26 protein-coding genes are annotated in these 26,302 nt (G+C 63.8%); 14 read left to right on the top strand and 12 right to left on the bottom strand.

Annotated features, from left to right (window positions below):
- Positions 1 to 547: 547 nt before the first annotated feature.
- Positions 548 to 2,035, bottom strand: a complete 1,488-nt coding sequence (guaB, locus tag MET49242_RS07140) for an IMP dehydrogenase (RefSeq protein ID WP_036281801.1) — start codon at positions 2,033 to 2,035, stop codon at positions 548 to 550.
- A gap of 314 nt (positions 2,036 to 2,349) precedes the next feature.
- Between guaB and MET49242_RS07145 the strand changes: the two genes are divergently transcribed.
- Complete coding sequence (locus MET49242_RS07145; RefSeq protein ID WP_158497267.1) at positions 2,350 to 4,308, top strand: pilus assembly protein TadG-related protein; 1,959 nt, start codon at positions 2,350 to 2,352, stop codon at positions 4,306 to 4,308.
- Here the strand turns inward: MET49242_RS07145 and MET49242_RS07150 are convergent.
- On the bottom strand, positions 4,298 to 4,738 hold the full coding sequence (locus MET49242_RS07150) for a nuclear transport factor 2 family protein (protein WP_036281805.1): 441 nt from the start codon (positions 4,736 to 4,738) through the stop codon (positions 4,298 to 4,300). The genes MET49242_RS07145 and MET49242_RS07150 overlap by 11 nt on opposite strands.
- Positions 4,739 to 4,808: 70 nt before the next feature.
- The gene (locus MET49242_RS07155) at positions 4,809 to 6,638 is read right to left on the bottom strand and encodes an ABC transporter transmembrane domain-containing protein (protein WP_036281807.1); all 1,830 of its coding nucleotides are present in this window, start codon (positions 6,636 to 6,638) and stop codon (positions 4,809 to 4,811) included.
- 334 nt (positions 6,639 to 6,972) lie between these two features.
- On the opposite strand from MET49242_RS07155, the gene MET49242_RS25725 reads away from it, so the two are divergent.
- Positions 6,973 to 7,140 (top strand): hypothetical protein, encoded by a 168-nt coding sequence (locus MET49242_RS25725; protein ID WP_192815578.1) that lies wholly within the window; start codon positions 6,973 to 6,975, stop codon positions 7,138 to 7,140.
- Positions 7,141 to 7,196: 56 nt separating this feature from the next.
- Positions 7,197 to 7,364: a hypothetical protein gene (locus MET49242_RS25730; protein ID WP_192815579.1), complete on the top strand. Its 168-nt coding sequence runs from the start codon at positions 7,197 to 7,199 to the stop codon at positions 7,362 to 7,364.
- Positions 7,365 to 7,492: 128 nt separating this feature from the next.
- Here the strand turns inward: MET49242_RS25730 and MET49242_RS07160 are convergent, their stop codons facing one another.
- The 3 genes from MET49242_RS07160 to MET49242_RS07170 form a co-directional block, all read right to left on the bottom strand.
- The gene (locus MET49242_RS07160) at positions 7,493 to 9,151 is read right to left on the bottom strand and encodes an acyl-CoA synthetase (RefSeq protein WP_036281809.1); all 1,659 of its coding nucleotides are present in this window, start codon (positions 9,149 to 9,151) and stop codon (positions 7,493 to 7,495) included.
- A 107-nt stretch (positions 9,152 to 9,258) separates the two neighbouring features.
- On the bottom strand, positions 9,259 to 9,978 hold the full coding sequence (locus tag MET49242_RS07165; RefSeq protein WP_036281812.1) for a DUF1013 domain-containing protein: 720 nt from the start codon (positions 9,976 to 9,978) through the stop codon (positions 9,259 to 9,261).
- A 548-nt stretch (positions 9,979 to 10,526) separates the two neighbouring features.
- Positions 10,527 to 11,600 carry a hypothetical protein gene (locus MET49242_RS07170; RefSeq protein ID WP_036281815.1) on the bottom strand — a complete coding sequence of 358 codons (1,074 nt, stop codon included), beginning with the start codon at positions 11,598 to 11,600 and terminating at the stop codon, positions 10,527 to 10,529.
- Positions 11,601 to 11,759: 159 nt separating this feature from the next.
- Here MET49242_RS07170 and purM point away from each other — a divergent pair, with 159 nt between their 5' ends.
- Both purM and purN read left to right on the top strand, forming a co-directional pair.
- On the top strand, positions 11,760 to 12,827 hold the full coding sequence (gene purM, locus MET49242_RS07175; protein WP_192815580.1) for a phosphoribosylformylglycinamidine cyclo-ligase: 1,068 nt from the start codon (positions 11,760 to 11,762) through the stop codon (positions 12,825 to 12,827).
- Positions 12,824 to 13,465 carry a phosphoribosylglycinamide formyltransferase gene (gene purN, locus MET49242_RS07180; protein WP_036281820.1) on the top strand — a complete coding sequence of 214 codons (642 nt, stop codon included), beginning with the start codon at positions 12,824 to 12,826 and terminating at the stop codon, positions 13,463 to 13,465. The genes purM and purN overlap by 4 nt, the downstream gene beginning before the upstream one ends.
- A gap of 51 nt (positions 13,466 to 13,516) precedes the next feature.
- Here the strand turns inward: purN and MET49242_RS07185 are convergent, their stop codons facing one another.
- A complete protein-coding gene (locus MET49242_RS07185; RefSeq protein ID WP_051134063.1) occupies positions 13,517 to 14,233 on the bottom strand; it encodes a hypothetical protein in 717 nt (238 codons plus the stop codon).
- Between the two features lie 165 nt (positions 14,234 to 14,398).
- Between MET49242_RS07185 and MET49242_RS07190 the strand changes: the two genes are divergently transcribed.
- Positions 14,399 to 15,097 (top strand): glutathione S-transferase family protein, encoded by a 699-nt coding sequence (locus MET49242_RS07190; RefSeq protein WP_036281823.1) that lies wholly within the window; start codon positions 14,399 to 14,401, stop codon positions 15,095 to 15,097.
- A gap of 120 nt (positions 15,098 to 15,217) precedes the next feature.
- Here MET49242_RS07190 and ndk read toward each other — a convergent pair whose 3' ends face one another.
- Complete coding sequence (gene ndk / locus MET49242_RS07195) at positions 15,218 to 15,640, bottom strand: nucleoside-diphosphate kinase (protein ID WP_036281826.1); 423 nt, start codon at positions 15,638 to 15,640, stop codon at positions 15,218 to 15,220.
- 90 nt (positions 15,641 to 15,730) lie between these two features.
- Positions 15,731 to 16,483, bottom strand: a complete 753-nt coding sequence (gene tpiA / locus MET49242_RS07200; protein ID WP_036287244.1) for a triose-phosphate isomerase — start codon at positions 16,481 to 16,483, stop codon at positions 15,731 to 15,733.
- Between the two features lie 126 nt (positions 16,484 to 16,609).
- On the opposite strand from tpiA, the gene MET49242_RS07205 reads away from it, so the two are divergent.
- The 4 genes from MET49242_RS07205 to MET49242_RS07220 all read left to right on the top strand — a co-directional run bounded on the left by MET49242_RS07205 (position 16,610) and on the right by MET49242_RS07220 (position 20,060).
- A complete protein-coding gene (locus MET49242_RS07205) occupies positions 16,610 to 16,951 on the top strand; it encodes a helix-turn-helix transcriptional regulator (protein ID WP_036281828.1) in 342 nt (113 codons plus the stop codon).
- Positions 16,948 to 17,472, top strand: coding sequence for an arsenate reductase ArsC (locus MET49242_RS07210; protein ID WP_036281830.1), 525 nt, complete (start codon positions 16,948 to 16,950; stop codon positions 17,470 to 17,472). The genes MET49242_RS07205 and MET49242_RS07210 overlap by 4 nt, the downstream gene beginning before the upstream one ends.
- An 8-nt stretch (positions 17,473 to 17,480) precedes the next feature.
- On the top strand, positions 17,481 to 18,542 hold the full coding sequence (gene arsB / locus MET49242_RS07215) for an ACR3 family arsenite efflux transporter (RefSeq protein ID WP_036281833.1): 1,062 nt from the start codon (positions 17,481 to 17,483) through the stop codon (positions 18,540 to 18,542).
- 132 nt (positions 18,543 to 18,674) lie between these two features.
- Positions 18,675 to 20,060 (top strand): glutaredoxin family protein, encoded by a 1,386-nt coding sequence (locus MET49242_RS07220; RefSeq protein WP_192815581.1) that lies wholly within the window; start codon positions 18,675 to 18,677, stop codon positions 20,058 to 20,060.
- On the opposite strand, the gene MET49242_RS07225 is transcribed toward MET49242_RS07220, so the two are convergent.
- Positions 20,036 to 20,452: a hypothetical protein gene (locus tag MET49242_RS07225; protein WP_036281835.1), complete on the bottom strand. Its 417-nt coding sequence runs from the start codon at positions 20,450 to 20,452 to the stop codon at positions 20,036 to 20,038. The two genes, MET49242_RS07220 and MET49242_RS07225, sit on opposite strands and share 25 nt — an antisense overlap.
- A gap of 245 nt (positions 20,453 to 20,697) precedes the next feature.
- Here MET49242_RS07225 and MET49242_RS07230 point away from each other — a divergent pair, with 245 nt between their 5' ends.
- The gene (locus MET49242_RS07230) at positions 20,698 to 20,913 is read left to right on the top strand and encodes a hypothetical protein (protein WP_036281838.1); all 216 of its coding nucleotides are present in this window, start codon (positions 20,698 to 20,700) and stop codon (positions 20,911 to 20,913) included.
- Between the two features lie 144 nt (positions 20,914 to 21,057).
- A protein-coding gene (locus tag MET49242_RS23985; protein ID WP_144259506.1) for an IS5 family transposase occupies positions 21,058 to 21,896 on the top strand; the annotation gives its coding sequence in 2 pieces (ribosomal slippage) (positions 21,058 to 21,457 and positions 21,457 to 21,896; 840 coding nt in all).
- On the opposite strand, the gene MET49242_RS07245 is transcribed toward MET49242_RS23985, so the two are convergent.
- Positions 21,871 to 22,644 (bottom strand): IS5 family transposase, encoded by a 774-nt coding sequence (locus MET49242_RS07245; RefSeq protein ID WP_051134064.1) that lies wholly within the window; start codon positions 22,642 to 22,644, stop codon positions 21,871 to 21,873. The genes MET49242_RS23985 and MET49242_RS07245 overlap by 26 nt on opposite strands.
- A gap of 233 nt (positions 22,645 to 22,877) precedes the next feature.
- On the opposite strand from MET49242_RS07245, the gene MET49242_RS25735 reads away from it, so the two are divergent.
- Positions 22,878 to 23,069, top strand: coding sequence for a hypothetical protein (locus MET49242_RS25735; RefSeq protein ID WP_192815582.1), 192 nt, complete (start codon positions 22,878 to 22,880; stop codon positions 23,067 to 23,069).
- 86 nt (positions 23,070 to 23,155) lie between these two features.
- Here MET49242_RS25735 and ppk2 read toward each other — a convergent pair whose 3' ends face one another.
- Positions 23,156 to 24,163 carry a polyphosphate kinase 2 gene (gene ppk2 / locus MET49242_RS07255; protein WP_244430752.1) on the bottom strand — a complete coding sequence of 336 codons (1,008 nt, stop codon included), beginning with the start codon at positions 24,161 to 24,163 and terminating at the stop codon, positions 23,156 to 23,158.
- Positions 24,164 to 24,387: 224 nt separating this feature from the next.
- On the opposite strand from ppk2, the gene MET49242_RS07260 reads away from it, so the two are divergent.
- Complete coding sequence (locus MET49242_RS07260) at positions 24,388 to 26,295, top strand: SurA N-terminal domain-containing protein (protein ID WP_036281844.1); 1,908 nt, start codon at positions 24,388 to 24,390, stop codon at positions 26,293 to 26,295.
- Positions 26,296 to 26,302 lie beyond the last annotated feature (7 nt).

Genomic DNA, 26,302 nt, shown 5'->3' on the forward strand with positions numbered 1-26,302 from the left:
CAGCGTGTCGAGCTGCTTAGCCCCCTGGCGACCATCCCAGGAGGGCGATCGTCGTTGGTCAGATCGCAGGCCAAGTCGGCGCGGCGGTCTGTGCTGTAACTCACTATCTCGCTGGGCACCCAAAATGTCTCCTAATGTCGGGTCACTGCAGCGACGCGAGGCTTCGAGCTGTGACCGAATCGGGGCGTTCCCTGAGCAGCGCTCCGTTCCGCCGTCAGCCTAGGCGATAGCTTGGACAGAGGCGTAAGCTGGCGCAAGAAAGATCGGCGAACCCACGAATCGTGCCCCGCTACAATGCTACAAGACCAGATGACGCACACGGCCAACAGTCTGTTTTAAAAAGCTTTTAATTAGTTCGCTCAGAGTTCAATCCTCTCTTGCAACACGGCGAATGATCGAGCAATCCCGCGTGCGGCTGAACGACAAAGACGTGCGGGCGCGCACCAAAAATCCCTTTAGCTTTCAAAGGGGCTTATCGCGCCCGCACCTTCACATAAGAAATTGATTCTAGGGTATATTCTCAGATTTCGCGAGGCCCCCATTCTAGTTAGACGCCCGTCGGATAGTTCGGGCTCTCGCGGGTGATGGTGACGTCGTGGACGTGGCTTTCGCGCAGGCCCGCATTTGTGATGCGCACAAATTGCGCGCGCTCCTGGAACTCCTTGATCGTCGGAGCGCCGACATATCCCATGGCGGCGCGGAGGCCGCCGGCGAGTTGGTACAGGATCGGCGAAATCGGGCCGCGATAGGGCACCTGCCCCTCGATGCCTTCGGGAACCAGCTTCAGCTGATCCTTCACATCGCCCTGGAAATAGCGCGTCGCGGAACCCGCCGTCATCGCGCCGACCGAGCCCATGCCGCGATAGGATTTGAACGAGCGGCCCTGGTAGAGGAACACGTCGCCGGGCGATTCTTCCGTTCCGGCGAAGAGCGAGCCGATCATCACCACATCCGCGCCCGCCGCAATCGCCTTGGCGAGGTCGCCGGAATATTTCACGCCGCCGTCGCCGATCACGGGCACGCCGGCTTTGCGCGCCTCCTCCGACGCCTCCATGATCGCCGTCAACTGAGGCACGCCGACGCCCGCCACGATGCGCGTGGTGCAGATCGAACCCGGGCCGATGCCGATCTTGATCGCGTCCGCGCCGGCGTCGATCAGCGCCTTGGCCGCCTCGGCGGTCGCGATGTTGCCGGCGATGATCGAGACCTTGTTGGTTTCCCGCTTCACGCGCGCGACCTGATCGATCACCGCCTGCGAATGGCCATGCGCGGTGTCGACCACGATGCAGTCCACCCCTGCGTCGATGAGCTGCAGCGCGCGCTCGAAGCCGTGGTCGCCAACCGTGGAGGCGGCGGCGACGCGCAGGCGGCCCTCGGCGTCCTTGGCAGCGTTGGGGTGCTGGGTTGCCTTCTCGATGTCCTTGACGGTGACGAGGCCGACGCAGTGAAAGTCCTCGTCGACGACGAGCAGCTTTTCGATGCGGTGCTCGTGAAGCAGACGCTGCGCCTCCGCCTGCCCCACCCCTTCACGCACGGTGACGAGCTTCTTCGTCATCAGCTCGGCGATCAGCTGGCTCTTGTCCTGAGCGAAGCGCACGTCGCGGTTGGTGAGGATGCCGACGAGCTTGCCCTTGGCGCTGTTCGGCCCGCGCTCGACGACCGGGATTCCGGAAATGCCGTGTCCCGCCATCAGCGCCAGCGCGTCGGCAAGCGTCTCGTCGGGGAAAATCGTGATCGGATCCACCACCATGCCGCTCTCATAGCGCTTTACCTTGCGCACTTCCGCCGCCTGGGCCGCGGGCGAGAGATTCTGGTGGATGACGCCAATGCCGCCGGCCTGCGCCATGGCGATGGCGAGGCGCGCTTCCGTCACCGTGTCCATGGCGGCGGAGATGATCGGCAGATTGAGCGTGATGTCGCGGGTCAGTCGCGTGGAGATGTCGACGCCCGAGGGCATCACCCGCGAATGGCCCGGCCGCAGCAGCACGTCGTCGAATGTCAGCGCTTCGGTCAACGTGAGGGGCGTACGGGCCATAGAGCCAACTCCTTTTCGCAATAGCGGCAAAAGCGACGGCGCGTCGCCGTGCAGGGTTGGCGGGTGCTCATAGCATTAATCCTTGTAAAGGCAAATGCCCCGCCCCGGACCCCCTCGCCTGCGCGAAGCTGGCCGCCTTAATCCCCATTAGGTTTTTGAGCGCATGGGATTTTACTCAAGCTTGACAGGTTGCGCGCAAATTACCCTTCGCAAATCGAACGGGGCCATTCGACATGAAATCATTGATCTGCTCGCTCGCTGGAGACCTCGTCAGGCGCGCAGAAAATCTTCGGAAATCCCGGTCGGGAACGGCGATGATCGCATTCGGTCTGGCCATGATTCCCGTTACCTTCATGGCTGGAGCCGCGATAGATTACGGCCGCGCGACCCTCCTGCGGTCAAGCCTTCAGAAGGCCGCCGACGCTGGCGCGCTCGCCGCTGGCGCACGGACCTCCCTGACCCAACTCGCACGCGAACAGATCGCCAAAAACGCCGTCCTCGCCAACCTGGGCGCAAAGGCCCGGAACCTCAGCCTGACGATCACCGAAACGGAGCCTTCGGCCGGCGTCTTTCAGGTTCAGATTCAGGCGTCGATTGCGACCAGCATCATGAAGGTCGCGCGTTTCGACACAATCCCCGTCGTCGTCACCTCCGAAGCCCGAGTGGTCGGCGGCTCGACCAATCCGATCGAGATCGCCCTCGCGCTGGACAACACTGGCTCCATGCGCGACGACATGCCGGCGCTCAAGCAGGCGGCGAAGACTCTGGCGCAAAATGTCATGAGCGGCAGTGGCGGGAACGTGAAAGTCAGCGTCGTGCCATATGTCGCCGCAGTCAATCCGGGTCTCACGGATTTGACCCAGGTCGACACGGCCGCAGTCGCTCCCGCGACCGGCAACTGGTTCATGTATGGCTGGCTCGGATATGACAAGAACTGCACGCCCTCATGGGGACCTGGCGGCGGCACGGGGCCCGGCAGCGGCTCGAGCGGCGATACGACCGGCGACGCCCGCGACCTGATTCAGCTTCTCGATCCGTTTCGTCGCATCGCGAGAGAACTCTTCGGCGTCGGCGCCGCCTACGCGGCCGACGTCACGCCGAATACTGTCCCGCCGTTGCTGCTCCAAGTGCTTCAGTCCAACGTGACGTGGCGACTGTTCTCGGCCCCCATGGGATTCGGCATCCTGCCCAAATCGTCAACCACGGCGGGCTGTGACTGGGTGACGAACCCCGGCGTCGTCAGCAATTACGAGCTCTTCAAGCGCCTGCGCGACAACAGCGGCAATGTCGTGCGCTGGAAGGGCTGCGTCGAGGCGCGCGCAAACGCCGTCGAGGTCGCCGCCGCCAATGCGGCCTTCGGACGTTCCTACACCACGGGCGTCGACTATGACGTCACCGAGACGCCGCCGGTCGCCGGAGACCCAGCATCCCTGTTCGTTCCCTATTTCTGGCCCGACGAACCCGATTACCTGCCGAGCACGGGCGCCTATGCGGCTCCAGGGCCTTATGTTGCCGGCTCGGGCCGGTTCCACAACAATTATCTCGCCGACTTCACGGTCCCGATCTTGTGGAACTGGGTCGCAAATCCCTGGAACAACGGCCAGAGCATCCTGAAGTATGACGGATCGACGCGGGCGGCGATCATTTCCGAGACCTCGCCCGAGACATATGGCCCCAACGCCTCCTGTCCTGAGCCGTTGACGCGATTGACCAACAATCTGTCGACCGTCACCGCTGCGATCGACTCAATGAACTACTGGTTGAACGGCGGCACGGTCATCTCCGAGGGACTGATGTGGGCATGGCGCACCCTTTCGCCGCAAAAGCCCTATGCCGATGGCGCCGCCTATACCGATAAGAAGACGAAAAAAGTGATCGTGCTGATGACGGACGGCGTCAACGGCCTCGCCGACAACGGCAACGCCGCCAGCGCCAACATCTCCGACTATTCCGCTTACGGTTATATGGGCGCGAGCCGACTGTCCGTGGCCGATGGCGTGACGACCTACGCCGGCCTGCAGACCTTTCTCGACGACCGTCTCAAGAAAGCCTGCGACAACGCCAAGGCGAAGGGAATCTCGATCTACACGGTAATGTTCAACCACAATGGCTTTTTGAGCGCGACCGAACAGGCCCGCTCGGCCACGCTGCTGAGCTATTGCGCGAGCAAGCCGGAATACGCCTTCCTCGCAACGGATTCGGCAGCGCTGAACAGCGCTTTCGGGCAGATCGCGTCGTCCGCCGCGGCGTCGCCCCTGCGCCTTACGCGCTGAGGGGGGACGGCCGCGTCGCGTCGATCAGCGCGGCCGTGTCGTAATATTCGAAGAACTCGATCGCCTGCCCCTCGGCGTTGAAGCGCCACACGTCGCATTTCGGCGAGTCGGCGACCTTGCCGGTAGACCTGTTGCGCCACGACGTCCGGCCGATCGCCACGACGCGGTCGCCCTGCGCGACATGATGGTCGACGACATAGTCGATCATTTCCCAGTCGCGCGTCAGTTCGCACAGGTAGCTCGCGACTCCCTCACGGGTGTTGCGGGTGCAGGTGAAAGCGAGGGAGTCGGGACGGCCTTGCGCCAATGAGCCAAAATTCAGTTCGTCCGCGATGAAACCGAGCCAGCAATCGACGCTGCCGGCCTTCGTGTCATGCCATGTCTGGTATGCGTTGCGTAAAATTGCGACGTTGCGATCCTCGGGCGACATTGAAAACTCTCCCGTGCAAATGACAACGGAAGGCTAAAGCGTCTGGAAATCGACGCAAGCGGAAAAGACTTCACAAGGGCGCGCTCGCGCGGTCGGTGTCGAATTGCAGCTTCGCGAGACGCGCATAGAGTCCGCCGGCCGCGCTGAGGCTCGCATGCGTGCCCTCCTCCACGATGCGCCCATCGTCGAGCACGACGATGCGATCGGCTTCCAGCACAGTCGCGAGACGATGCGCGATCACGATGCTCGTGCGGCCCGACATAACGTCGTGCAGCGCAGCCTGCACGGCGGCTTCGTTCTCGGCGTCTAGCGCGGATGTTGCCTCGTCGAGCAGCAGGACGGGCGCGTCGGCGAGAATGGCGCGCGCGATCGCAAGACGCTGGCGCTGGCCGCCGGAGAGAGTCACCCCGCGCTCGCCAAGCATCGTGTCGTAGCCTTGCGGCAAGGCCACGATGAAGTCGTGCGCCTGCGCGCGTTTCGCGGCCACGACAATCTCCTCGCGCGCGGCGCCCTCGCGGCCATAGGCGATGTTTTCGGCGGCCGTCAGCCCGAAAATCACCGGGTCCTGCGGCGCCAGCGCGAAGGCGGCGCGAAGAGCCGCCGGATCGAGCGCGCGAAGGTCCACGCCATCGAGCGTGATCGAACCGGCGTCGACGTCGTAGAAGCGCAGAAGCAGCGAAAAGAGCGTGGACTTACCCGCGCCGGAAGGCCCCACCAGCGCGACGCGTTCGCCCGGCGTGACCGTCAACGAGAGATCGTTCAGCGTCGTTATGTCGGGCGCGGTCGGATAGGCGAAGCGCACATGGTCGAAGACGATGCGCCCCCGCCAGCGAGCCGGCGCAGGAGCAGGATCAGGCGGCGCGACAATCTTCGGCGCCACGGCGAGAATCTCCGCAATGCGGCCGGCGGCGCCGGCGGCGGCGGTGACCTCGCTCCAGACCTGCGACAGTTCGCCGAGCGAACTCGCGCCGAGCACCGCATAGAGAACGAATTGCGACAGCAGGCCCGAACTCATGCGGCCCGCCAGCACATCCTGCGCGCCGAGCCACAGCACGGCGACGATGCTGGCGAAGACGACGAGGATGGCGCCGGCCGTGACGAAGGCGCGCATCTGCGTCGCCGCCTGCGCGGCGTCATAGGCGGTTTCGACCGCGTGTCTGAAGCGCGCGACGGTGGAAGCCTGCGCGCCATTGGCCTGCATGGCGCGCACGGCCGAAAGATTCTCGCCCGCGTAGGCGGCGGCGTGCGCCAGCGCGTCCTGCGCATGGCGGGAGCGGCTGCGCACGGCGCGGCCGGAGGCGATAAGCGGCAAGACGATGACGGGAATCGCCGCCAATGCGAGGCCCGCGAGCTTCGGGCTCGTCGCGACCATCATCACAACCGCGCCGATGAACATGAAAAAATTGCGCAGCGCGACGGATGCGGAAGAGCCGAACGCCGATTTCAGCAGCGTAGTGTCGGCCGTCAGTCGCGACAGCAACTCGCCGGTCTTGGCGGTGTCGTAGAAGGCTGCGTCGAGCGACGTGAGATGCTTGAAGAGATCGGCGCGCAGGTCCGCGACGACGCGCTCGCCGAGCGTCATCACGAAATAATAGCGGGTGGCGGAAGCCGCGGCGAGCGCCGCCGCAACGCCGATCATCGCGCCGAAATAGGCGTTCACCGCGCCCGCGCTGTCCGCCGAAAAACCGTGGTCGATCATGCCACGCACGGCCAGCGGCAGCGTGAGCGTCGTCCCCGCCGCGACGATGAGCGCCGCGAAAGCGAAAGCGATCGTCGCCTTGTAGCGCAGCGCGTAAGGCAGCAGGGGCCGCAAGGGAGAAAGCGTGGCGCGGAACCGGTTTTTCGATTCGGCGGAAGGGGATGCGACGCCGGCGCGCGAGGCTTCTTTGATTTCGGTCATGGGACCTCGGTATAGCGCCCGCCGCGAGGGAAAACGACCCCGCTTCAGGCGCCGCCCTGCGCCCGCCTATGACAAAAAAAATCGATGACCGAAAAAATTATTTTTCATGACGGCCGGCGGAAAATTGATGCTCCTCAACAGAAGCACAATTATTAACAATAACTTATGATGCGCGACATGGTGTCGCACCCATTTCACCGCGACGCTGGACAGCGCCGAAACTTGTGGTAACGTCCCCCTGCGTCGAAATGACGCGGCCCTGAGGGGCGAAGGAGAATGCGCCACAGAAAAAACGATAAGGCGCAGCTTCGGGAACGAAAGAGGAGTGAAAGAAATGGCTGATAAAGAATTCGAAATCACGACGAACACCTACATCTTCGCTGGCGTCGGCGCCGTCCTTCTCGGCGGTCTCGCCTCTTTCGCTCTCGGCGGCCTGCCGAACACCATCGCGGCTGGCGTTGTCGGCGCTCTCGCCGGCGGCTGCCTCGGCCTGTTCTTCTAATCTAGCTTTCCCGGCCAATCTGGCGCGGTTCTGCGAACGAAACAGGAGTGAAGGTTATGGCTGATAAAGAATTCGAAATCACCACAAATACCTACATCTTCGCTGGCGTCGGCGCGGTTCTCCTTGGTGGCTTGGCTGCCGCCGCTCTCGGCGGCATGCAGAACACGATCGCGGCAGGTGTTGTCGGCGCTCTCGCCGGCGGCTGCCTCGGCCTGTTCTTCTAGTAAACGATAACCGACGGCTTCCGGGCGTCAAGCCCGGTCCCGAAGCCAGTCGACAGCAGCCAGCATTCGCGCAAGCGATTGCTGGCTGTGTTGTTTTCAGACAATGTCTTGACGCAGGGCGCTCGCCCTCAGAGCGACGCCGTGGACGATCCCGCCGGCCACATTTCGCGGGCGCGCTCGCGCAGCACATATTTGCGGATCTTGCCGGTCGAGGTTTTCGGCAGCTCGCAGAACACGATGTGACGCGGGCATTTGAAATGCGCGAGATGGGTGCGCGACCAGGCGATCAACTCGTCGGCGGTCGCCTCCGCGCCCGCCTTCAGCTCCACGAAGGCGCAGGGCGTCTCTCCCCACTTGTCATCCGGCGCGGCGACGACGGCGGCGGCGCTCACCTTCGGGTGCTTGAAGAGAACGTCCTCGACCTCGATCGAAGAGATGTTCTCGCCGCCGGAAATGATGATGTCCTTGGAACGGTCCTTGAGCTGGATATAGCCGTCCGGATGCATGACGCCGAGATCGCCCGAATGGAACCAGCCGCCGTGGAAGGCATTCTCGGAGGCGGAGGGGTTCTTGAGATAGCCCTTCATGACGATGTTGCCGCGGAACATCACCTCGCCCATCGTGGCGCCGTCGCGCGGCACCGGTTGCATCGTTTCGGGGTCGATCACGTCGATCGCGTCCAGAACCTGATATCGCACGCCCTGGCGCGCCTTCATCTGCGCCTGCCCCGCGTCATCGAGTTCGTCCCAAGCCTCCTGCCACTCGTTGACCGCGGCGGGACCGTAAGTTTCGGTGAGGCCGTAAAGATGCGTGACCTCGAACCCCGCCGCCTTCATGGCGGCCAGCACGGCCTGCGGCGGCGGCGCGGCGGCGGTGAAGAATCGCGCGGTCACCGACAGCGGCTTCTTTTCCGATTCGCTCGCGCCCAGGAGCGTCGACATCACGATCGGCGCTCCGCACAGATGCGTGACGCCATGTTCCGCCATCAACTCATACATGTGCCCCGCCCGGACCTGCCGCAGACAGACATGCGTGCCGGCGGCGACAGACAGCGACCAGGGGAAGCACCAGCCGTTGCAGTGGAACATCGGCAGGGTCCACAGATAGACCGGATGCTGGCCCATATTGCCGGTGAGCACATTGCCGAGCGCCAGCAGATAGGCGCCGCGATGATGATAGACGACGCCCTTGGGGTCCCCGGTCGTGCCCGAGGTGTAATTGAGCGAAATGGCGTCCCACTCGTCGCGTGGCGGCTTCCAGTCGTAATTGGGATCGCCCGAGAGGATGAAATCCTCATAGTCGATAGAACCCAACCGCTCGCCCGGCCCGGTATAAACCGGATCGTCGTAATCGATGATCAGGGGTTTCGTCTTTGCCAGCGCCAACGCCTCGCGGATGACGCCGGAGAATTCGCGGTCGACGATCAGCGCCCTGGCCTCGGCGTGGTCCAGCGTGAAGGCGAGTATCGCGGCGTCGAGCCGGGTGTTGAGCGTATTCAGCACCGCCCCGGTCATCGGCACGCCATAGTGGCATTCCAGCATCGCCGGCGTATTGGCCAGCATTACGGAAACCGTGTCGCCCCGATCAATCCCGGCCTTCTCCAGCGCGCTGGCGAGGCGCCGGCTGCGCGCATAGAAGTCGCGATAGGTCCGCCGCAGATCGCCATGGACGATCGCCACCCGCTCGGGGAACACCGCCGCCGCGCGCGCCAGAAAAGTCAGCGGCGTGAGCGGCTGGAAATTGGCGGGGTTGCGGTCGAGATCGCGGTCATAGGCGGAGGCGGTCATGAAAAATGCTCCCGGATGCGCAGAGCGACGAGCGGCAAGAGCGACGCATGCAAATTCCGGCGAACCTGCAACCCGGGCAAGTTCGCCGGCGTCCCGCGCCTCTCGCGTTACTCGCCGAAATCCATGTCTTTCAGGCGACCGAACACGCGGTCGGCGTCGAAATTGTCCTCGTCCTCCGCGGGCTGGGCCGGCGCCGTCGGCTTGCCGAAGACGTCCTCGGTCGTGACCGGCTCCCGGGCGCCGCTGGTCGTGACGCTGGCGGGCATGAGCGTCTGGCCCTGCTCCTCCAGCGCCGCCGGACGGTCCTTGGCTGCGCGATTGACTTCGAAGTCGAGGTCGATTTGCGAGCACAGGCCGAGCGTCACGGGATCCATCGGCGTCAGCGCGGCGGAGTTCCAGTGCGTGCGCTCGCGAATCGCCTTCAGCGTCGCCTTGGTCGTGCCAACGAGGCGCATGATCTGCGCGTCCTTCAGCTCCGGATGGTTGCGCACCAGCCAGAGAATGGCGTTCGGCCGGTCCTGACGACGCGAGAGAGGCGTGTAGCGCGGTCCGCGCGCTTTCTTGACCTCCGGCACGACGACCTTCGAAACCGAGAGGTGCAAATGATAGTTCGGGTCGCGCTCGCCCTTGGCGATCTCGTCGCGGGTCAACTGTCCCGAGGTGATCGGATCGTGGCCGCGAATGCCCGCCGCCACTTCGCCGTCGGCGATGCCCTTCACCTCGAGCGGGTGGAGTTTGCAGAAGTCGGCGATCTGGTCAAAGGTCAACGACGTGTTTTCGACGAGCCAGACAGCCGTCGCCTTCGGCATCAAGGGGGCGTTGCTCATCTTGCGAAATCTCCTTGGATCGCGGGCATGGAGGGAGCGTCCGGCGCCGCGCTCTCTCGCGCCGGCGACCCATGAGGGCGAACCGTCCATGATGGGGATACTCGCCTATATACGCTCCATCCGCCCAAAGCGCAATCAAACTGCTTCAAATTCCGGACCGTCCCGGCCGGGGCCTTGACGCCCGTTCCGCCCAGAAAACCGGAGAGGCGGCCTGTAAGCCGCCCCGACAAAAAGTTCCGGGCGCTGGCCAGACGCGACCTTCAGCCCCGCTTCGACAGAGCCGAGCCGGGCCTCTCCTTCGATCGCCGCCGCCAGATCGCGGCTACGCCGGTCGGCGGGGTCTTTTCGCGCGCCGCGCCGGCGAGGAAGCTGTCCCTTGTTTCGGAAATGGAACGGGAAGGCCCGGAAATGGATTCCGGCCTCTGTTTTCCTATCAGCGCAGAAAGTCCTAATCGAAACGACATCGCTAACTCCAATAGAGCGTCTTGCGATGTTGCTTTTAAGCGGCATTAACCGCGAAAGACGTGTGAGGGCGCACACGCGCGCCCTCACCTCTCCTCCCGCGCGTGAGCGGGGCGCATGAAGCGAAGATGCGCCGGCATCAGTTCGCCGAGCGTGTCGCTGACCGCCTTGCCATATTTGTGGAACAGCAGGCCGAAGGCGATCAGCAACACGCCGATGCCGGAGAGCGCAAAGGGAAACAGGATCGAGTCCTTGAAGACGTCCCACGCCAGATGACCGAGATACATGGTCACGCCCACCGCGCCGAAGACCGCATAGACGCGGCGCATCAGGAACAGGGACAGGACGACGAGCCCGACATTGATCGCGCAATACATCGCCTTTCCGAATTCGTCGCCACTGTGTTGCGCCGTCAGTCCGCCCCAGAAGGCCATCAAGCCGAAGAGGTGCAGCCAGAACGCGAAATCGCCGTTCTTCCAGCGCTTCAGATCGACGAGCCACGCGACGGCGAGAACCAGCAGCCCGAAATACATGCTGACCATCGCGCGCTGCTCCCACGAAAACTCCGTGATCCCCATCAACCATGGCGTGAGATCCATGGACATGAACCACAGGCAGAAGGCGATGATCATCACGAGGAAGGGGAAGGGAAAGGCGATCAGCGCAAGCAGCGCGGCCGCGATCGTCCCCAGCTCCATCGGCAGCCAGCTGGATTTGATCCAGACATAGAACTCACGATAAGAATGGCCGTCGTCCACGGGGCTATGGCCCCATAACGACTGCAACGCAAAGATCGCCAGCGGCGCCATGCCGACCGCGCAGGTGACGAGCAAGCCGCCCGGGGTGCGCAGATCGCGCCGCCAGAGATAGGCGCCCGCCAGCGTGAACAGAACGGCGTAGATCACCGCCGTCGTCAGAAGCGCCTTGTCGCCCCACAGGCCGAAGGCCGTGGTCGAGAACATGCCCATGGCGCCGAGCACGATCAACGCGCCGGCGTACCAAAGCAGGTTCACGAAATCATAGCGCGGGGCCTGATGCGCCGGCGCATGAGCCGACGCACGCGCGGCCAGAAATCTCAAAAGGCGCTCGAATGTCGCTGCGTCGATGACGCCGGCCTCACGCGCGGCGGCAAGATCGTCGGTGCTGATGCGTGTTTTCATGACGCGACTCCTTTGTCGCCGACGATCCCTACACCGGCCGTGTCGAAAAACCGTGCGCGGCCTCACATGAGCGTAACCCACAACGTCTCATTTGACAGCCGCCGTCGCTTTCGCCCATTTACCGAACACGGGCGGGGAGGCCCGACGGGAAATCTCGCAATGCAAAATAATTCAAAGGGCCTCACCTATGCCGAGGCGGGCGTCGACATCGACGCGGGCAATCGGCTGGTCGACATGATCCGCCCCGCCGTGCGCGCCACGCGCCGTCCGGGCGCGGATGGTGAAATCGGCGGCTTCGGCGGCGTGTTCGACCTCAAGGCCGCGGGGTTCAGCGATCCCCTGCTGATCGCAGCCAATGACGGCGTCGGCACCAAGGTGAAGATCGCGATCGAGTCGGGCCTGCACGGCACGATCGGAATCGATCTCGTCGCCATGTGCGTCAATGATCTCATCGTGCAAGGCGCCGAGCCGCTGTTCTTTCTCGACTACTACGCCACCGGCAAGCTCGACACGAAGGTCGCCGCCGCCGTCGTCAAGGGGATCGCCGACGGCTGCCTGATGGCCGGCTGCGCCCTGCTCGGCGGCGAGACCGCCGAAATGCCGGGCATGTATTCCAAGAGCGATTACGATCTCGCCGGTTTCGCCGTCGGCGCGGTCGAGCGCAAGGGCCTGCTGCCGCGCGACGTTTATCCGGGCGACGTGGCCTTTGGCCTGCCCTCCTCCGGCGTTCACTCCAACGGCTTCTCGCTGGTGCGACGCATCGTCGATCGCGCCGGCCTCGCCTGGAACGCGACGGCCCCCTTCGCGCCGGACATGAATCTCGCGCGCGCCCTGCTGGAGCCGACCCGCATCTATGTGAAGCCTGTGCTGGCCGCCATGAAGCGCACGCCGCACATTCGCGCGCTCGCGCACATCACCGGCGGCGGCTTCCCCGACAATCTCCCGCGCGTGCTGCCCAAGGGCCTCGGCATTTCACTCGACCTCGCGTCTTTCGATGTTCCGCGCGTTTTCCGCTGGCTCGCCAAGTCCGGCGAGGTGGCCGAAAGTGAGATGCTGCGCACCTTCAACTGCGGCATTGGAATGGTGATCATCGCCGCGGCCGATGGCGCGAGCGAGGTCGAGGCGGCCTTGCGCGCAGTCGGCGAGCGGCCGGTGAAGATTGGCGAGATTGTCGAGCCGGAAGAAGGCCAGGAGCGCGTGATCCTGCGCGGGGCGCTGGGGTTGTGACACGCCTGCGCACCGCCGTTCTCATCTCCGGCCGCGGCACCAATATGGACGCGCTGATCCTGGCCGCGCGCGCGCAGGATTACCCCGCCGAAATCGCGCTCGTTCTCTCCAACCGCCCCGACGCGCCGGGGCTGGCGAAAGCGAAAGCCGCCGGGATCGCCGTCGCAGCCGTGGACCACAAGATTTACGCGGGGCGCGAGGAATTCGAGCGCTCGCTGCAGGTGGTGCTAGAGACCTACCGGATCGACTTCATCTGTCTTGCGGGTTTCATGCGGCTGTTCACGCCATGGTTCATCAATCAATGGCGCGGGCGGATGCTCAACATTCACCCCGCCCTGCTGCCCTCCTATCGCGGCCTGCACACGCATGAACGCGCGCTTGCGGATGGCGTGAAGATCCATGGCTGCACCGTGCATTTCGTCGTGCCGGAGATGGACGAAGGCCCCATCGTCGCGCAGGCCGCGGTGCCCGTTCTCGATGGCGATACGGCGGAGACGCTCGGCGCGCGCGTCCTTTCACAGGAGCATGTCATCTACCCGCTGGCGCTGCGGCTCGTGACGTCGGGCGCCGTACGGGTGGAGGGCAATCGCGTGCTGGGGGCTCTGCCCGCGAGCGACGCTGCGCTCGTCGCGCCGTAAGGCGTCCTCCGACGTGAAAGGGCGTTCGTCGCTGCTCAGGCCGAGCGCGGTCTATCTTTTCTTTCTTCCGCCAGCCGAAGCGGGCGGCGCAAGAAGATAGACTCCGCCAAACGACACATTCATGCCGCCGCATCTCTGATTATCCGCCGCGAGCATGAAAGGCGGAAGCAAAGTCATTTCGACATGACATTCATCTTCTTCGTCGATGAAAGTGACCCGGTTCCCCGTCGGCGACGCGGAGCCGGACATTTCGCCGAGATGCGGCCCGCCCGGAGCCGCTTCTTTCGACGGATTGGCGGAAGGCCAGAAAGCCTCGCCTCGGGCGCGCAGCTTGCCGCCCCTCGCGAGCAGGGAGATGTAGTCATCGCCCTTCCGCCACTTGCCGAGCCACGAGTCGAGAGTCAGCGTCGCGGAAGGCTCGGGAAGAAGCCGGCTCTCGTGGACATAGCCGGCTGAACCAGCGCTGTCTTTCTGATTACGATAGAAAACGCAGCGATAGGCGCCGAAGGATTGACCCGCGATGACCAGATCGCCGGGAATGAGATAGCCGCCGGATCGGCACGCGGCGCTGTCGCCCGGACAGGGAAGCGTGTCCGAAAGCAAAAAGGCCTTATCTTCGCCCGTGATTTTCGACAGGCTGTATTTGCCGCCGGTCTGGACGAAGGTTCCGTTCCGGCAATCCGGCGGAGCGGCCTGCTCCGCTCGGGTAAGGGAGCACGGAGCGATTGATGCGGCCAGCAATAAGAAAAGTCCCGAAAGATGCTTCATCACGTCTGTCCGTTGCCGAATTTGGGGGCTCGCCGAGCGGGCGGTTTTCAACGTATCGCATTGCGGCGACGTCGGGAACGTGAGGAACCGCACAAGGCGCGGACCCTGTGTCGCACAAACATGAAACGCGCGATAACTCCCATGTCTTAATGGAACGGGATCGTCATGATCACTCTCTATTGCTTCACGCCCATCGCGGGCCTGCCCGACGCTTCGCCCTTCGTCGTCAAGGCGATGACGCTGCTCAGGATGGCGGGCCTCGACTATGTCGAAGACCGGAAGGGCTTCGCAAAGGCGCCGAAAGGCAAGCAGCCCTACATCGATGACGGCGGCGTGATCGTCGCTGACTCGACCTTCATCCGCTTTCATCTCGAAAAGACGCGCGGAATCGACTTCGACGCACATCTCACTGAGGCGCACAAAGCCGTCGGCTGGTGCGTCGAGAAAATGTGCGAGGAACATCTTTACTGGATCGTCGCGCGGCTCTTCTGGCTCGACGACACCAATTTCGAACGCGGACCCGCGAATTTCTTCAGAGGAATTCCCGCCGTGATCCGGCCTCTCGCGAAATGGTACATGCGCCGGCGCATCGCGAAGAATTTATGGACGCAGGGAATCGGCCGACACAGCGTGGCCGAGGTCGATGTCCTTGGCGTGCGCGACATAGAGGCGCTGGCGACGCTGATCGGGGATCGGCCTTATCTGTTCGGAGAAAATCCCTGCGGCGCGGACGCGACGGTCTTCGCCTTCCTCGCCGCGATCATGGCGCCGCTGGCTGAATCCCCCATTCGCGACGCGGCGTTGGCGAAGCCAAATCTGGTCGCCTATCGCGACCGGATGATGGCGCGGTATTTCCCGAAATGAAAATGGCCGGGTCGCCCCGGCCATGACACTGCTGACGTCGGGTTATCGCCCCTCGCGCTTCGAGTCCCCTCCACTGGAGCCTCGAAGCATGAGGCGGCTCTCAGTGATTTATCGAGAGACTCAGCCGACGATCTCGTTGCCCGAGAAGAACTGCGCGATTTCGACCACGGCGGTCTCCGGCGCGTCGGACCCGTGCACCGAGTTCTCGCCCACGGAAAGCGCATGCTCCTTGCGGATCGTGCCCGGCGCGGCGTTGGCCGGATTGGTTGCGCCCATCACTTCGCGATAGCGCGCGATGGCGTTCTCGCCTTCGAGCACCTGCACGACGACCGGCTCGGAGATCATGAAATCGACGAGCTCGCCGAAGAAAGGACGCTCCTTGTGGACCGCATAGAAGGTCTCGGCCTGCTCACGGGTCATGCGGATGCGCTTCTGCGCCACGATACGCAGGCCCGCGCCCTCGATCAGCGCATTGATCTTGCCGGTGAGGTTGCGCCTGGTCGCGTCGGGCTTGAGAATTGAGAAAGTGCGTTCGATCGCCATGGCAGCGCATCGCCTCGTCTGTTGGAGTTTGGGAAAGGTTAAGCGCCGCGCTTATACCGGGGGCGCCGCGAAGCGGCAAGTCTGGGCGCCTTACCGATAAGCGGCGGCGATTGCCATGAAATCCTTCGCGGTCAGGCTCGCGCCGCCGACAAGCGCGCCATCGACATTGGCGACGCCCATCAGCTCCCGCGCATTGGCGGGTTTCACCGAGCCGCCGTAGAGGATGCGCACGGTCGCGCTTTTGCCGCGGCCGAGACGCGCCTCGATGCGCTCGCGCGCGAAGGCGTGCATCTGCGCGACATCGGCGAGCGTCGGGGTCAGTCCCGTGCCGATCGCCCATACGGGCTCATAGGCGACGACGATTTGTTCGGGCGCGTCCGCCGGCAAAGAGCCTTCGATTTGCTCGCCGACGACGCCGAGCGCGTCGCCCGCCTCCCGCTCGGCGCGCGTTTCGCCGACGCAGATGATCGGCGTAAGCCCCGCTCGCAAGGCCGCCGCGGCCTTCGCCTGCACGATCGCGTCCGTCTCGCCATGGTCCGCGCGCCGTTCGCTGTGGCCCACGATGACATAGGAGGCGCCGGCGTCCTTCAGCATCTCGGCTGAAATATCGCCGGTATGGGCGCCATTCTCGGCCGCATGGCAATTCTGCCCGCCGAGCCCCAGCCCGCCGCGCGAAGCGGCCTCTGCGGCCGGCGCGATCAGCGTCGCCGGCGGACAGACGATCAGCTCCGCGCGCGCCCTCAGCGCTTCATCATAGGCCGCCCCCATCGCTTTGATTTCGGCGAGCGACGCCCGCAAGCCGTTCATTTTCCAGTTTCCGGCGACGAGCGGGCGGCGGGTCATGTCAAAACGCTCCATGTAAAGAACGGGCTTTCGTAACAGAGCCTCGGGCGCAGGAGCAATGCGGCGGGCGGGCGCAGCGGTTTCTTCTGTCATAGACATGTCATAAATTTCGATATATCTGGAAATATGGAATCCGAAAACGCTCTCGCCTGTCTCGCAGCGCTCTCGCAACCGACGCGCCTCGACGCTTTTCGTCTGCTCGTGCGGCATGAGCCCGAGGGTCTGCCGGCCGGCGAACTGGCGCGCCAACTTGGCGTGCCGCAAAACACCTTATCGGCGCATCTCAACATCCTTTCGCACGCGAGGCTCGTTACGAACGCCCGAAGCGGCCGCAGCGTCGTTTATCGCGCGGAGCTCTCGCGGCTGAACGCGCTCGTCCGTTTCCTTGTGGAAGATTGTTGCGGCGGCGCGACTTGCGCGCCTGCTCGAGCGCTTTTCTCCGCCAAATGTGAAGAGACCGAAAGATGAGCGAAAAAATCTACAATGTGCTGTTTCTGTGCACGGGCAACAGCGCCCGGTCGATCATGGCGGAGGGGATTCTGCGCCGCGACGGCGCCGGGCGCTTCAACGCCTTTTCCGCCGGCAGCCAGCCGAAAGGGGCCGTCAACCCTTACGCGCTGACGACGCTCGCGAGCTTCGGCTATCCGGCCGAAGGCTTCAGCTCCAAGAGTTGGGACGCCTTCGCCGGGCCCGGCGCGCCGGAGATCGATTTCGTTTTCACCGTCTGCGACAACGCGGCGGGTGAAGCCTGCCCGGTCTGGCCGGGTCAGCCGATGACCGCGCATTGGGGCGTCGAAGACCCCGCCGCAGTGGAAGGGTCGGACATCGAGAAGCAGCGCGCCTTCGCAACCGCCTTCCGCTACCTGAAAAATCGGATCGACCAGTTCCGCGCCATCCCGCTACATCGGCTCGACAGGCTGGCGCTCGGGGCGCGGCTGCGCGAGATCGGCGACATGGAAGGCGCAACACATCCACATGTGGGAGCTTGAGTGATCACATGACGATTTTCGAACGTTACCTCACCCTCTGGGTCGCGCTCTGCATCGTTGCGGGCGTGGCGCTCGGCCATTTCCTCCCCGCCGTTTTTCACGTCATCGGCGGCATGGAGGTCGCCAAGGTCAATATGCCCGTCGCGGCGCTGATCTGGCTGATGATCGTGCCCATGCTGATGAAGATCGACTTCGTGGCGCTGAAGGACGTCGGCCGCCATTGGCGCGGCATCGGCGTGACGCTCTTCGTCAATTGGGCGGTGAAGCCCTTCTCCATGGCGCTGCTCGGGTGGATCTTCCTCGGCCATTTCTTTCGGCCCTATTTGCCGGCCGAACAGATCGATTCCTACATCGCGGGGCTGATCCTGCTCGCCGCGGCGCCCTGCACGGCCATGGTGTTCGTCTGGTCCAATCTGACGAAAGGCGAGCCTCATTTCACCTTGAGTCAGGTCGCCCTCAATGACGCGATCATGATCGTGGCCTTTGCGCCGATCGTCGGTTTGCTGCTCGGGCTCTCGGCGATCACCGTGCCGTGGGACACGCTGTTTCTGTCCGTGGCGCTTTATATCGTCGTGCCGGTGATCGTGGCGCAGATCGCGCGCCGGCGTCTGCTCGCTTCGGGCGGCGAGGCGCGGCTGTCGCAGGCGCTCTCAAAGATCGGACCGCTGTCGCTCATCGCTCTGCTCGCGACGCTGGTGCTGCTGTTCGGTTTTCAGGGCGAGCAGATCATTCGTCAGCCTGCGATCATCGCCATGCTCGCCGTTCCGATCCTGATACAGGTCTATTTCAACTCCGGGCTCGCCTATGCGCTCAACCGCGTCGCGGGCGAGGAGCATTGCGTGGCGGGCCCTTCGGCGCTGATCGGCGCCAGCAATTTCTTCGAGCTGGCGGTGGCGGCGGCGATCAGCCTTTTCGGCTTCGACTCCGGAGCGGCGCTGGCGACAGTCGTGGGTGTGCTCATCGAAGTGCCGGTGATGCTGTCGGTGGTGTGGATCGTGAACCGGAGCAAGGGCTGGTACGAACGGGGCGTCCCGCAGCCGGCGCAAACGGCCGGAGCGCGGGAAAGCTGAGCCGGGCCCTCCGGCCGGAGCGACAATTTGTAGCCGTGATCGAGCCTTATCGAGGCCTTACATGACCGGCTGTCGCCCGCCCGGACACGGGACGGCCGGCCGGCTCCCCTGCGTCTCGTGAGAATCCCGACCTTGTCGCGTTTTCGCATCCTGCTCGCCGTGGTTCTCGGCGCCGCATTCCTTTCGCTTCAATTCGCGAACTGGACATCTCCCTCGACGCCCGCGCGCGACTGGCGGGACGATGGCCGCCTGCATGTGTTCTTCTCTCCCGATTGTCCCCATTGTCACGAGGCGATCGACTATCTGAAGACGCAGCCGGGGATCGACTACGTCCTCCACGATATTTCGACGCCGGCGGGAGAAGCGCTGCTCGTCGATGTCGCAAGGCGCTTCGGCATGACGCGCGTCGCCGTTCCCATGTTCGTTTACGGCGCGCGTTACATGACCGGCTTCGGCTCCGGAGAAACGACCGGCGCGCAACTCCGCGAGTTGCTCGACGGGCCAAATCCCAAGGGCGCCAGCGCCGATCCCCCGAAAATCACCTTGCCGCTGCTAGGGGAGATCGACCCCACTCATCACTCGCTGCTCGCGCTGACCGCGCTGATGGGGCTGTCGGACGGGTTCAATCCCTGCGCGATGTGGGTGCTCGTCTATCTGATCTCGCTGATCGTCAATCTTCAGGACCGGCGCAAGATCTGGTGGCTCGTAGGGATCTTCGTGGTCTCCTCGGGCATCCTCTATTTTCTCTTCATGACCGCGTGGCTGAACGCCTTTCTGTTCCTCGGCTATGTGCGTCCGCTCACTCAGGCCATCGCGCTCCTCGCCATCGGTTTCGGCGTGGACCATCTCATCCAGCTCGCGGTCAATCGTGGCGAGGTGGCTTGTGAAGTGGGCGACATGGAGCAGCGCCGCCGGACGATGGCTTGGGAACGCGAGATCGTCGCGGCGCCGATCGGCGTCGCCAGCCTTCTTACCGTCGTCGCTCTCGCATTCACGGTGAATGCGATCGAATTCATGTGCTCTGCGGCGCTGCCGGCGATCTATACGCATGTGCTGGCGCTCACCGGCCTTCCGGCTGCGCTTCATTACGCTTATGTCGCGCTCTACGTGCTCTTCTTCATGCTCGACGATCTCATCATTTTCGGGCTGGCCGCGTTCGCCGTGCAGAAGATCGTCGACACCCGCTACGCCGCCGTCAGCCGCGCCGTGGGCGGCGTCATCCTCGTGGGGCTCGGGGGCTGGATGCTCGGCGGAGAAGCGGCTTCGGCGCCCCCGCCGGGCCCGGCGCAGACCGCGCCCCGCGAGGCCCCCGCCCCTTCCCCCGCCCCGGCCGACAAGCCGGAGCCGGCGACCGGCGGCGAACAGGCCGCCCCGCTTCCCGCGCCGCGACCGGCGGAGGAAAGCACGCGGCCCGGGGAGGATCGCGGCAGCAAAACTGAAAGCGTCAGGAAGCAGCGAAAGAAGCAGCGAGAGCGCCCTCGGGGAACAAAAGTTCAGTCCGCGCCCGTTTCGCGCTGAAGACAGCGACGAAACGCGGGAAGATGGCGCTCCAGCGACGCTTCCCTGAGACGCTGCATCACCTTGCGCGCCTCCGGATCGCTGATCTGATTCAGCAGCCGATCATACATGGCGGCGTTCTCGATTTCGCCCTGGACCGCAGCCCGGCAAGCCTCGACGAGCGTTGTCGGGGCGCGAACCTTCCCCGCCCATTTGTCCTGCGGCGGCTCGACTCCAAAACACTCGAACAAACTCAGCAGAGCGTCGGCGTGCCGCGTCTCCGCCTCGAGAATGTTCACGAATGGACGCACCGGCCCGAAAGCGTCGATCACGCTTCGATAGGTTGCGCGCGAGCGGTATTCCTCGTCGATCGCTTCTCGCAGCGCATCTATGGTTTTCTGATCGACCGGCATGACGCTGTCCCTCGCAATAATTGATTTCAGAACTTACCTAGCCGCCGTCCTGGGAAATTGTAGGCGGACGCCGCGCGTCGATTGGCCACATCGCGTCGATTCCAAAACGATTTTCGAGGCTTAGACCCGCCTCGGCAAATCTACCCGCGCGAATATTCTTGAAACGGGAAAGCGCGGAACCTTTTTTATCGAGGAGCGGAAATTCGACGCTCGGGGCGGGGCGACATTGAGAGGGGCTTTTGCAAATGGTCACAGACGAGCAGCTGAGCAATATGCGCGAAGTGGTCGGCGTATTCACCGACGCGGACACGCTTCAGGCGGCGATCGACGAATTGATGTCTTCGGGCTTCGACCGTGCTGAGATCAGCCTCCTCGCCGGCGAGAAGGCGGTCGACGAGAAGCTTGGCCACAAATACAAGAAGGTGACTGAACTAGAGGGTGTTATGCACCTTGGATCATGAAATCTGCTGCGCGCTTGAGCATGAGACATGCGAAGGCGACGACGTGGAGTCCTGCGAGGGTCTGAGTGTCGGTCCGAGGACAAGTTGAATCGGATGAATCGGTTATGATTCAATGATGCGGCCTGATTCTCGAAGGGGCCGCCGATGTGGACGAATGAAAATCGTGCGCGATACGATCGCAGCAAATTGCGCTACCCGAGCGACGTGACCGACTCGGAATGGACGCTCGTCGAACCGCTGATCCCACCTGCGAAGCGGGGTGGAGGGAAACGCACGGTCGAGATGCGCGCGGTTGTGAACGGCTTGATGTATGTGCTCTCGACCGGCTGTCAGTGGCGCGCGATCCCGAAGGATTTGCCGCCCAAGAGCACGGTTTACGGCTATTTCGATCTTTGGACATATGACGGGACGCTCGATCGCATCCACCGCGCTCTCTACGTGAAATGCCGCGAAGCGGCGGGGCGCGAGGCCAGCCCGACCGCCGCGGTCATCGACAGCCAGAGCGTGAAAGGCGCAGAAAAAGGGGGCGTCGCATCGATCCGCATGGTTACGATGCAGGAAAGAAGATCAAGGGCAAGAAGCGGCATATTCTCGTCGATACGATAGGGCTGCTGCTTCACGCGCTCGTTCATCCTGCCGACATCCAGGATCGCGACGGCGGCGTTCTCGTCCTGCGCACGATGTTGGGAAAATTCCCGTTTCTGCAAAAACTGTTCGCGGATGGCGGCTATCAGGGTCCGCAATTCAGGGACGCGCAGAAGAAGGCCTTGCCCTTCGTCGTCACCGAGATCGTCAAGCGCTCGGATGCCGCCAAAGGTTTCGAGGTTTTGCCCCGACGCTGGGTCGTCGAAAGAACCTTTTCATGGCTTGGTCGCTGCCGAAGGCTGGCAAAGGACTTCGAAAACCTCAATTGCAAGGCGCTCGCGTTTCTGCACCTCGCTTCCATCCGCCTGATGCTCAGAAGGCTCTGTAATCAAGAATGAAGTTCACGGACAGACTCTGAGCATAGCGCTCGTAGTCTTTGACGAGCCGCCTGCATCGCGTCGCCCAGGCGAATGAACGCTCGACCACCCAGCGCTTGGGCAGCAACACGAAGCCTTTTTTGGCCTCGGCGAGTTTGACGACGCAAAGCTCGGCGCCCTGCGCCTTTGCGGCCTCGGACGCCTTTTCGCCGGTGTAGCCCTGATCGACATAAACGAGTTCGACGCTTTCGCCTGTCACATCCTGCACGGCTGCGATGAGCTTGCCGACCTCGGCGCGGTCATCGACATTCGCCGGCGTGACATGCAACGCCAGCAAATGGCCCAATGTGTCGACTGCCATGTGCAGCTTCGAGCCGCGCTTTCGCTTCGCGCCGTCATAGCCCGCTCGTGGGCCGCTCTCAGGGGTCGAGCGCAAGGTGCGGCTGTCGATGATCGCCGCCGTCGGCTCCGCCGCCCGCCCGGAAGCGACGCGCAACTGGGCGCGCAGATCCTGCGCAAGCGCCTCGAACACGCCCGCCGACAGCCAGCGCTGCGATTGCTGATACACGGCGAACCATGGCGGCAGATCGTTGGGCATGGCGCGCCAGGCGATGCCGTAGCGCAGCACGTAACGCAGGCCGTTGAACAGCTCGCGCAGCGAATGTTGACGCTGCGGCGCGCCTTCGTCCATGAGCGTCAGATAAGGCGCAACCAGCGACCATTCTTCGTCGCTGACGTCAGACGGATAAGGTTTGCGAATCGGAGACATCCGATTCTACTAAGACAATCAATCACCAAAGTACATAACACCCTCTAGAAGACGACAAGGAGACGCCGCGCACGCATTACGTTTCGCTCGAATCCATCGGCGCCGCTCAGGGAGCCATAATTGGCGGGCTCGTCTATCTCGGCGCGGCCGCCACGATCACGGCGGTCTTCGTTTCGGGCGGAACGGTCGCGACAGCGCTCGGCGCTGCGGCAGTCGCCACCGGAACGTGGGGAATGGTCGGCGCCGCGCTCGCTGAACTCATCGGTGAGCATCATGCGAAATATCTGGAAGAGCAGCTCGTGCACGGCGGATTGCTGCTATGGGTCCGCACCTGGGACGCCGAGCGAGAGAAGACAGCGACCGAGATTCTGAAGAGGCACTCCGGACGCGACGTTCACGCTCACACATTCACGGCGGAGGCCTGACGCACGAAACGGTCATCGGCCCGAACACAAAGCCCCGGCAGCCTTGATGTTGGCAGCCGGGGTTTCTTTTTTCGAGCCGGCGGATGTCAGCTCCGCTTGCGCTTCTTGTCGAGGTCGAGCGACTTGCCGATGATATGCTCGCTGCGGCCGATGACATGGGCGCTCGCGCCGACGATCAGGGGGTCCGGGCCGCGCACGACGCTCGTGTCCTTGTTGGGGTAGTCGAGGCTCGACAGGAAGTGCTGCATGCAGTTTAGGCGCGCGCGCTTCTTGTCGTCCGACTTGATGACCACCCATGGCGAGTCCGCTGTGTCGGTAAAGAAGAACATCGCCTCCTTCGCCTCGGTGTAGTCGTCCCATTTGTCCATGGAGGCGCGGTCGATGGGAGACAGTTTCCACTGCTTCAACGGATCCGTCTCGCGCGCCTTGAAGCGGCGGGTCTGCTCCTCGCGCGTGACCGAGAACCAGTATTTGTAGAGGCCGATGCCCGAATTGACGAACATGCGCTCGAGCTCGGGGCACTGTCGCATGAAGTCGAGATATTCATTGGGCGTGCAGAAATTCATCACGCGCTCGACGCCCGCGCGATTGTACCAGGAGCGATCGAAGAACACGATTTCGCCCGCCGATGGCAAATGATTGATGTAGCGCTGGAAATACCACTGAGTGCGCTCGCGCTCGGAAGGCTTTTCCAGCGCGACGACACGGGCGCCGCGCGGATTGAGATGCTCCATGAAACGCTTGATCGTGCCGCCCTTGCCGGCGGCGTCGCGGCCCTCGAACAGCATCACGACGCGCTGGCCGGTCTCCTTGACCCAGTTCTGCGCCTTCAGCAGCTCCACCTGGAGAGATTCCATATGGGCGAGATAGACCCTGTTGCTCAGCCGGGTCTTGTAGGGGAACTCCCCTGACTCGAAAGCGTGGCGGATCGCGTCCGAATCGGCGCGGAGCCGGCGCACGTCCTCGCGCGGCGGCTGAACCTGCGGGCGAGCGGCCTTGGTCGCGGTCTCTTCCCCCTCCACCGTCCCGGCGCCCATTTTTTCGAGCGACTCGACGGCTTCGGCGCTGATGGTGGTGGTGGTGGTGTCGTCCATCAATGCTCCTTACGAGAAATGCGCCCGGGTCGGCTTACTGACCTCCCGCGGCCTGAATTCGGCGGCCAAATTGTATCGTCCCGCCTGAGCCCGCAATGACGCATATCGACGCGGCGCGAGGCTGTTCTCCGCGGCTCATTGCCACGGCCGCCGCCCCTCCCTATAGTCCCGCGCCAAAACGGGGGGCGGGTCAGCCCGAATTACGCACAAGGGAAGCCAAAATCATGTTAGAGGGCCTGCGCGTCGCTTCGCAGAACTGGATCGGCCGCACCATCATGGCGGTGGTGATGGGCGTCATCGTCGTCAGTTTCGCGATCTGGGGCGTCGGCGACGTCTTTCGCGGCATGACCACCAGCCGGCTGGTGAAGGTCGGCAGCGGCGAGGTGAGCGTCGACTCCTTCCGCAACGCCTACCAGAACGAATTGCGCCGCATCCAGCAGCGCCTGCGCCGCGCGGTCACCAATCAGGAGGCGCGTCAGGCCGGTCTCGACCTGCAGGTTCTGGAGCGCCTCATCACCGAAGTCGCGCTCGACCAGAAGGCCCGCCAGCTCGGCCTTGCGTCCAGCGACGAGACGACCCAGCAGCTTCTCGCGAAGGAAAAGGTGCTCCAGGGCCCCGACGGCAAGTTCGACGTCGAGCGTTTCAAGCAGATCGCCCGCGACGCCGGCTTCACGGAGCGCGGCTTCGTGGCCGACCAGAAGAGCGCCTATCTGCGCAAGCTCCTGACGGACCTGGTGACCAACGGCGTCGAGCCGCCGCGCCTGATGATCGAGGCGATCCACCGGTTCCGCAACGAATCGCGCACCATCGACTATTTCGTGCTTCCCGTGTCGGCCGCCGGCCCCGCGTCCACGCCGTCCGACGAGGAGCTGAAGAAATATTTCGACGAGCGCGAGCAGACCTTCCGCGCCAAGGAATATCGCAAGCTGACGGCGCTGGTCGTCAGCCCGACGAGCGTCGGCAAGCCGGGCGAAGTGACCGAGGACGAGGTCCGCAAGCTTTATGAGGAATCAAAGGCCAGGCGCTTCGGAACGCCCGAAAAGCGCGACGTGCGCCAAATTGTCCTCAAGACCGACAAGGAAGCCGAGGACGCGCTCGCCAGGCTCAAGGGCGGTATGGACATCGACGCGCTGGCTGCCGAGCTCAAGCTCAATCCGAAGGACGTGAATCTCGGCTTGGTCGAGCAGCGCGACTTCGGCGACGCCAAGGTCGGCGCGGCCGTCTTCGCCCTCGCCAAGCCCGGCCTCGCGGAACCGGTGAAGACCGCCTTCGGCACGGTGATTTCGCAGGTGAAGTCGATCGCCCCGGCGGTCTACACCAAGACCTTCGAACAGGCGGCGCCGGAACTGCGCGTTGAGATCGCCGCGCAAAAGGCTGGCCCGGAGGTGCGCCGTCTCCATGACGCAATCGAGGACCAGCGCGCCGCCGGCAAGACTCTCGCCGAGACCGCGAAGGGCGTCGGCCTCGACGTCCGCGTGATCGAGGCCGTGGACGACGCCGGCCATGACAAGGACGGCAAGGCGATCGCCGACCTGCCCGCCGGCCCCGATCTGCTGAAGGCGGCCTTCGCCTCCGACGTCGGCGTCGACAATGATACGGTCGCGACCCGTGACGGCGGTTATGTCTGGTTCGAGGTCAACGCCGTCGAGCCCGCGCGCCAGAAGACCTTCGAGGAAGTGAAGGGCGCAGTTCTGGAAGCCATGCGGAACGAGGCCGCGCAAAAGGCGCTCGCCGAGAAGGCCGACGAGCTTGTCGGCAAGCTGCGCTCCGGTCAGCCGATCGAGGATGTCGCCAAGTCCGTGAACGCCGAGGTGAAGCGCGCAACCGACGTGAAGCGCGCCGCTCGCCCCGACTTCAACAACCCCACGATCGTGCAGTTCTTCGACGTGCCGCCGCGCGGAGCGGGTTCGCTCCCCGGTGACGCCGGTCGTCTGGTGTTTTTCGTGAAGGACTCGACGGCGCCGGCCTTCGACCCCCTCTCGATCGAGTCGAAGACAATCGCCGAACAGCTGAGGCCGGCGCTGCACAACGACCTGCTCGAGCAGTTTGTCGGCGGACTGGAAAAGGCGCTCAACGTCGAAATCAACCAGAAGGCGCTCGAAGCCGCGACGGGGACGGAAAAGGAACAGTGACCGGCGC

The sequence above is a fragment of the Methylocystis sp. ATCC 49242 genome (assembly GCF_000188155.2).
Lineage (GTDB): Bacteria > Pseudomonadota > Alphaproteobacteria > Rhizobiales > Beijerinckiaceae > Methylocystis.

Excerpts from the sequence above, each read along its gene's own strand:
- guaB (WP_036281801.1), bottom strand. The coding sequence starts at position 2,035 with ATGGCCCGTACGCCCCTCACGTTGACCGAAGCGCTGACATTCGACGAC.
- MET49242_RS07145 (WP_158497267.1), top strand. The coding sequence starts at position 2,350 with ATGATCGCATTCGGTCTGGCCATGATTCCCGTTACCTTCATGGCTGGA.
- MET49242_RS07150 (WP_036281805.1), bottom strand. The coding sequence starts at position 4,738 with ATGTCGCCCGAGGATCGCAACGTCGCAATTTTACGCAACGCATACCAG.
- MET49242_RS07155 (WP_036281807.1), bottom strand. The coding sequence starts at position 6,638 with ATGACCGAAATCAAAGAAGCCTCGCGCGCCGGCGTCGCATCCCCTTCC.
- MET49242_RS25725 (WP_192815578.1), top strand. The coding sequence starts at position 6,973 with ATGGCTGATAAAGAATTCGAAATCACGACGAACACCTACATCTTCGCT.
- MET49242_RS25730 (WP_192815579.1), top strand. The coding sequence starts at position 7,197 with ATGGCTGATAAAGAATTCGAAATCACCACAAATACCTACATCTTCGCT.
- MET49242_RS07160 (WP_036281809.1), bottom strand. The coding sequence starts at position 9,151 with ATGACCGCCTCCGCCTATGACCGCGATCTCGACCGCAACCCCGCCAAT.
- MET49242_RS07165 (WP_036281812.1), bottom strand. The coding sequence starts at position 9,978 with ATGAGCAACGCCCCCTTGATGCCGAAGGCGACGGCTGTCTGGCTCGTC.
- MET49242_RS07170 (WP_036281815.1), bottom strand. The coding sequence starts at position 11,600 with ATGAAAACACGCATCAGCACCGACGATCTTGCCGCCGCGCGTGAGGCC.
- purM (WP_192815580.1), top strand. The coding sequence starts at position 11,760 with ATGCAAAATAATTCAAAGGGCCTCACCTATGCCGAGGCGGGCGTCGAC.
- MET49242_RS07185 (WP_051134063.1), bottom strand. The coding sequence starts at position 14,233 with ATGAAGCATCTTTCGGGACTTTTCTTATTGCTGGCCGCATCAATCGCT.
- MET49242_RS07190 (WP_036281823.1), top strand. The coding sequence starts at position 14,399 with ATGATCACTCTCTATTGCTTCACGCCCATCGCGGGCCTGCCCGACGCT.
- ndk (WP_036281826.1), bottom strand. The coding sequence starts at position 15,640 with ATGGCGATCGAACGCACTTTCTCAATTCTCAAGCCCGACGCGACCAGG.
- tpiA (WP_036287244.1), bottom strand. The coding sequence starts at position 16,483 with ATGACCCGCCGCCCGCTCGTCGCCGGAAACTGGAAAATGAACGGCTTG.
- MET49242_RS07205 (WP_036281828.1), top strand. The coding sequence starts at position 16,610 with ATGGAATCCGAAAACGCTCTCGCCTGTCTCGCAGCGCTCTCGCAACCG.
- MET49242_RS07210 (WP_036281830.1), top strand. The coding sequence starts at position 16,948 with ATGAGCGAAAAAATCTACAATGTGCTGTTTCTGTGCACGGGCAACAGC.
- arsB (WP_036281833.1), top strand. The coding sequence starts at position 17,481 with ATGACGATTTTCGAACGTTACCTCACCCTCTGGGTCGCGCTCTGCATC.
- MET49242_RS07225 (WP_036281835.1), bottom strand. The coding sequence starts at position 20,452 with ATGCCGGTCGATCAGAAAACCATAGATGCGCTGCGAGAAGCGATCGAC.
- MET49242_RS07230 (WP_036281838.1), top strand. The coding sequence starts at position 20,698 with ATGGTCACAGACGAGCAGCTGAGCAATATGCGCGAAGTGGTCGGCGTA.
- MET49242_RS07245 (WP_051134064.1), bottom strand. The coding sequence starts at position 22,644 with ATGTCTCCGATTCGCAAACCTTATCCGTCTGACGTCAGCGACGAAGAA.
- MET49242_RS25735 (WP_192815582.1), top strand. The coding sequence starts at position 22,878 with ATGGTCGGCGCCGCGCTCGCTGAACTCATCGGTGAGCATCATGCGAAA.
- ppk2 (WP_244430752.1), bottom strand. The coding sequence starts at position 24,163 with ATGGACGACACCACCACCACCACCATCAGCGCCGAAGCCGTCGAGTCG.
- MET49242_RS07260 (WP_036281844.1), top strand. The coding sequence starts at position 24,388 with ATGTTAGAGGGCCTGCGCGTCGCTTCGCAGAACTGGATCGGCCGCACC.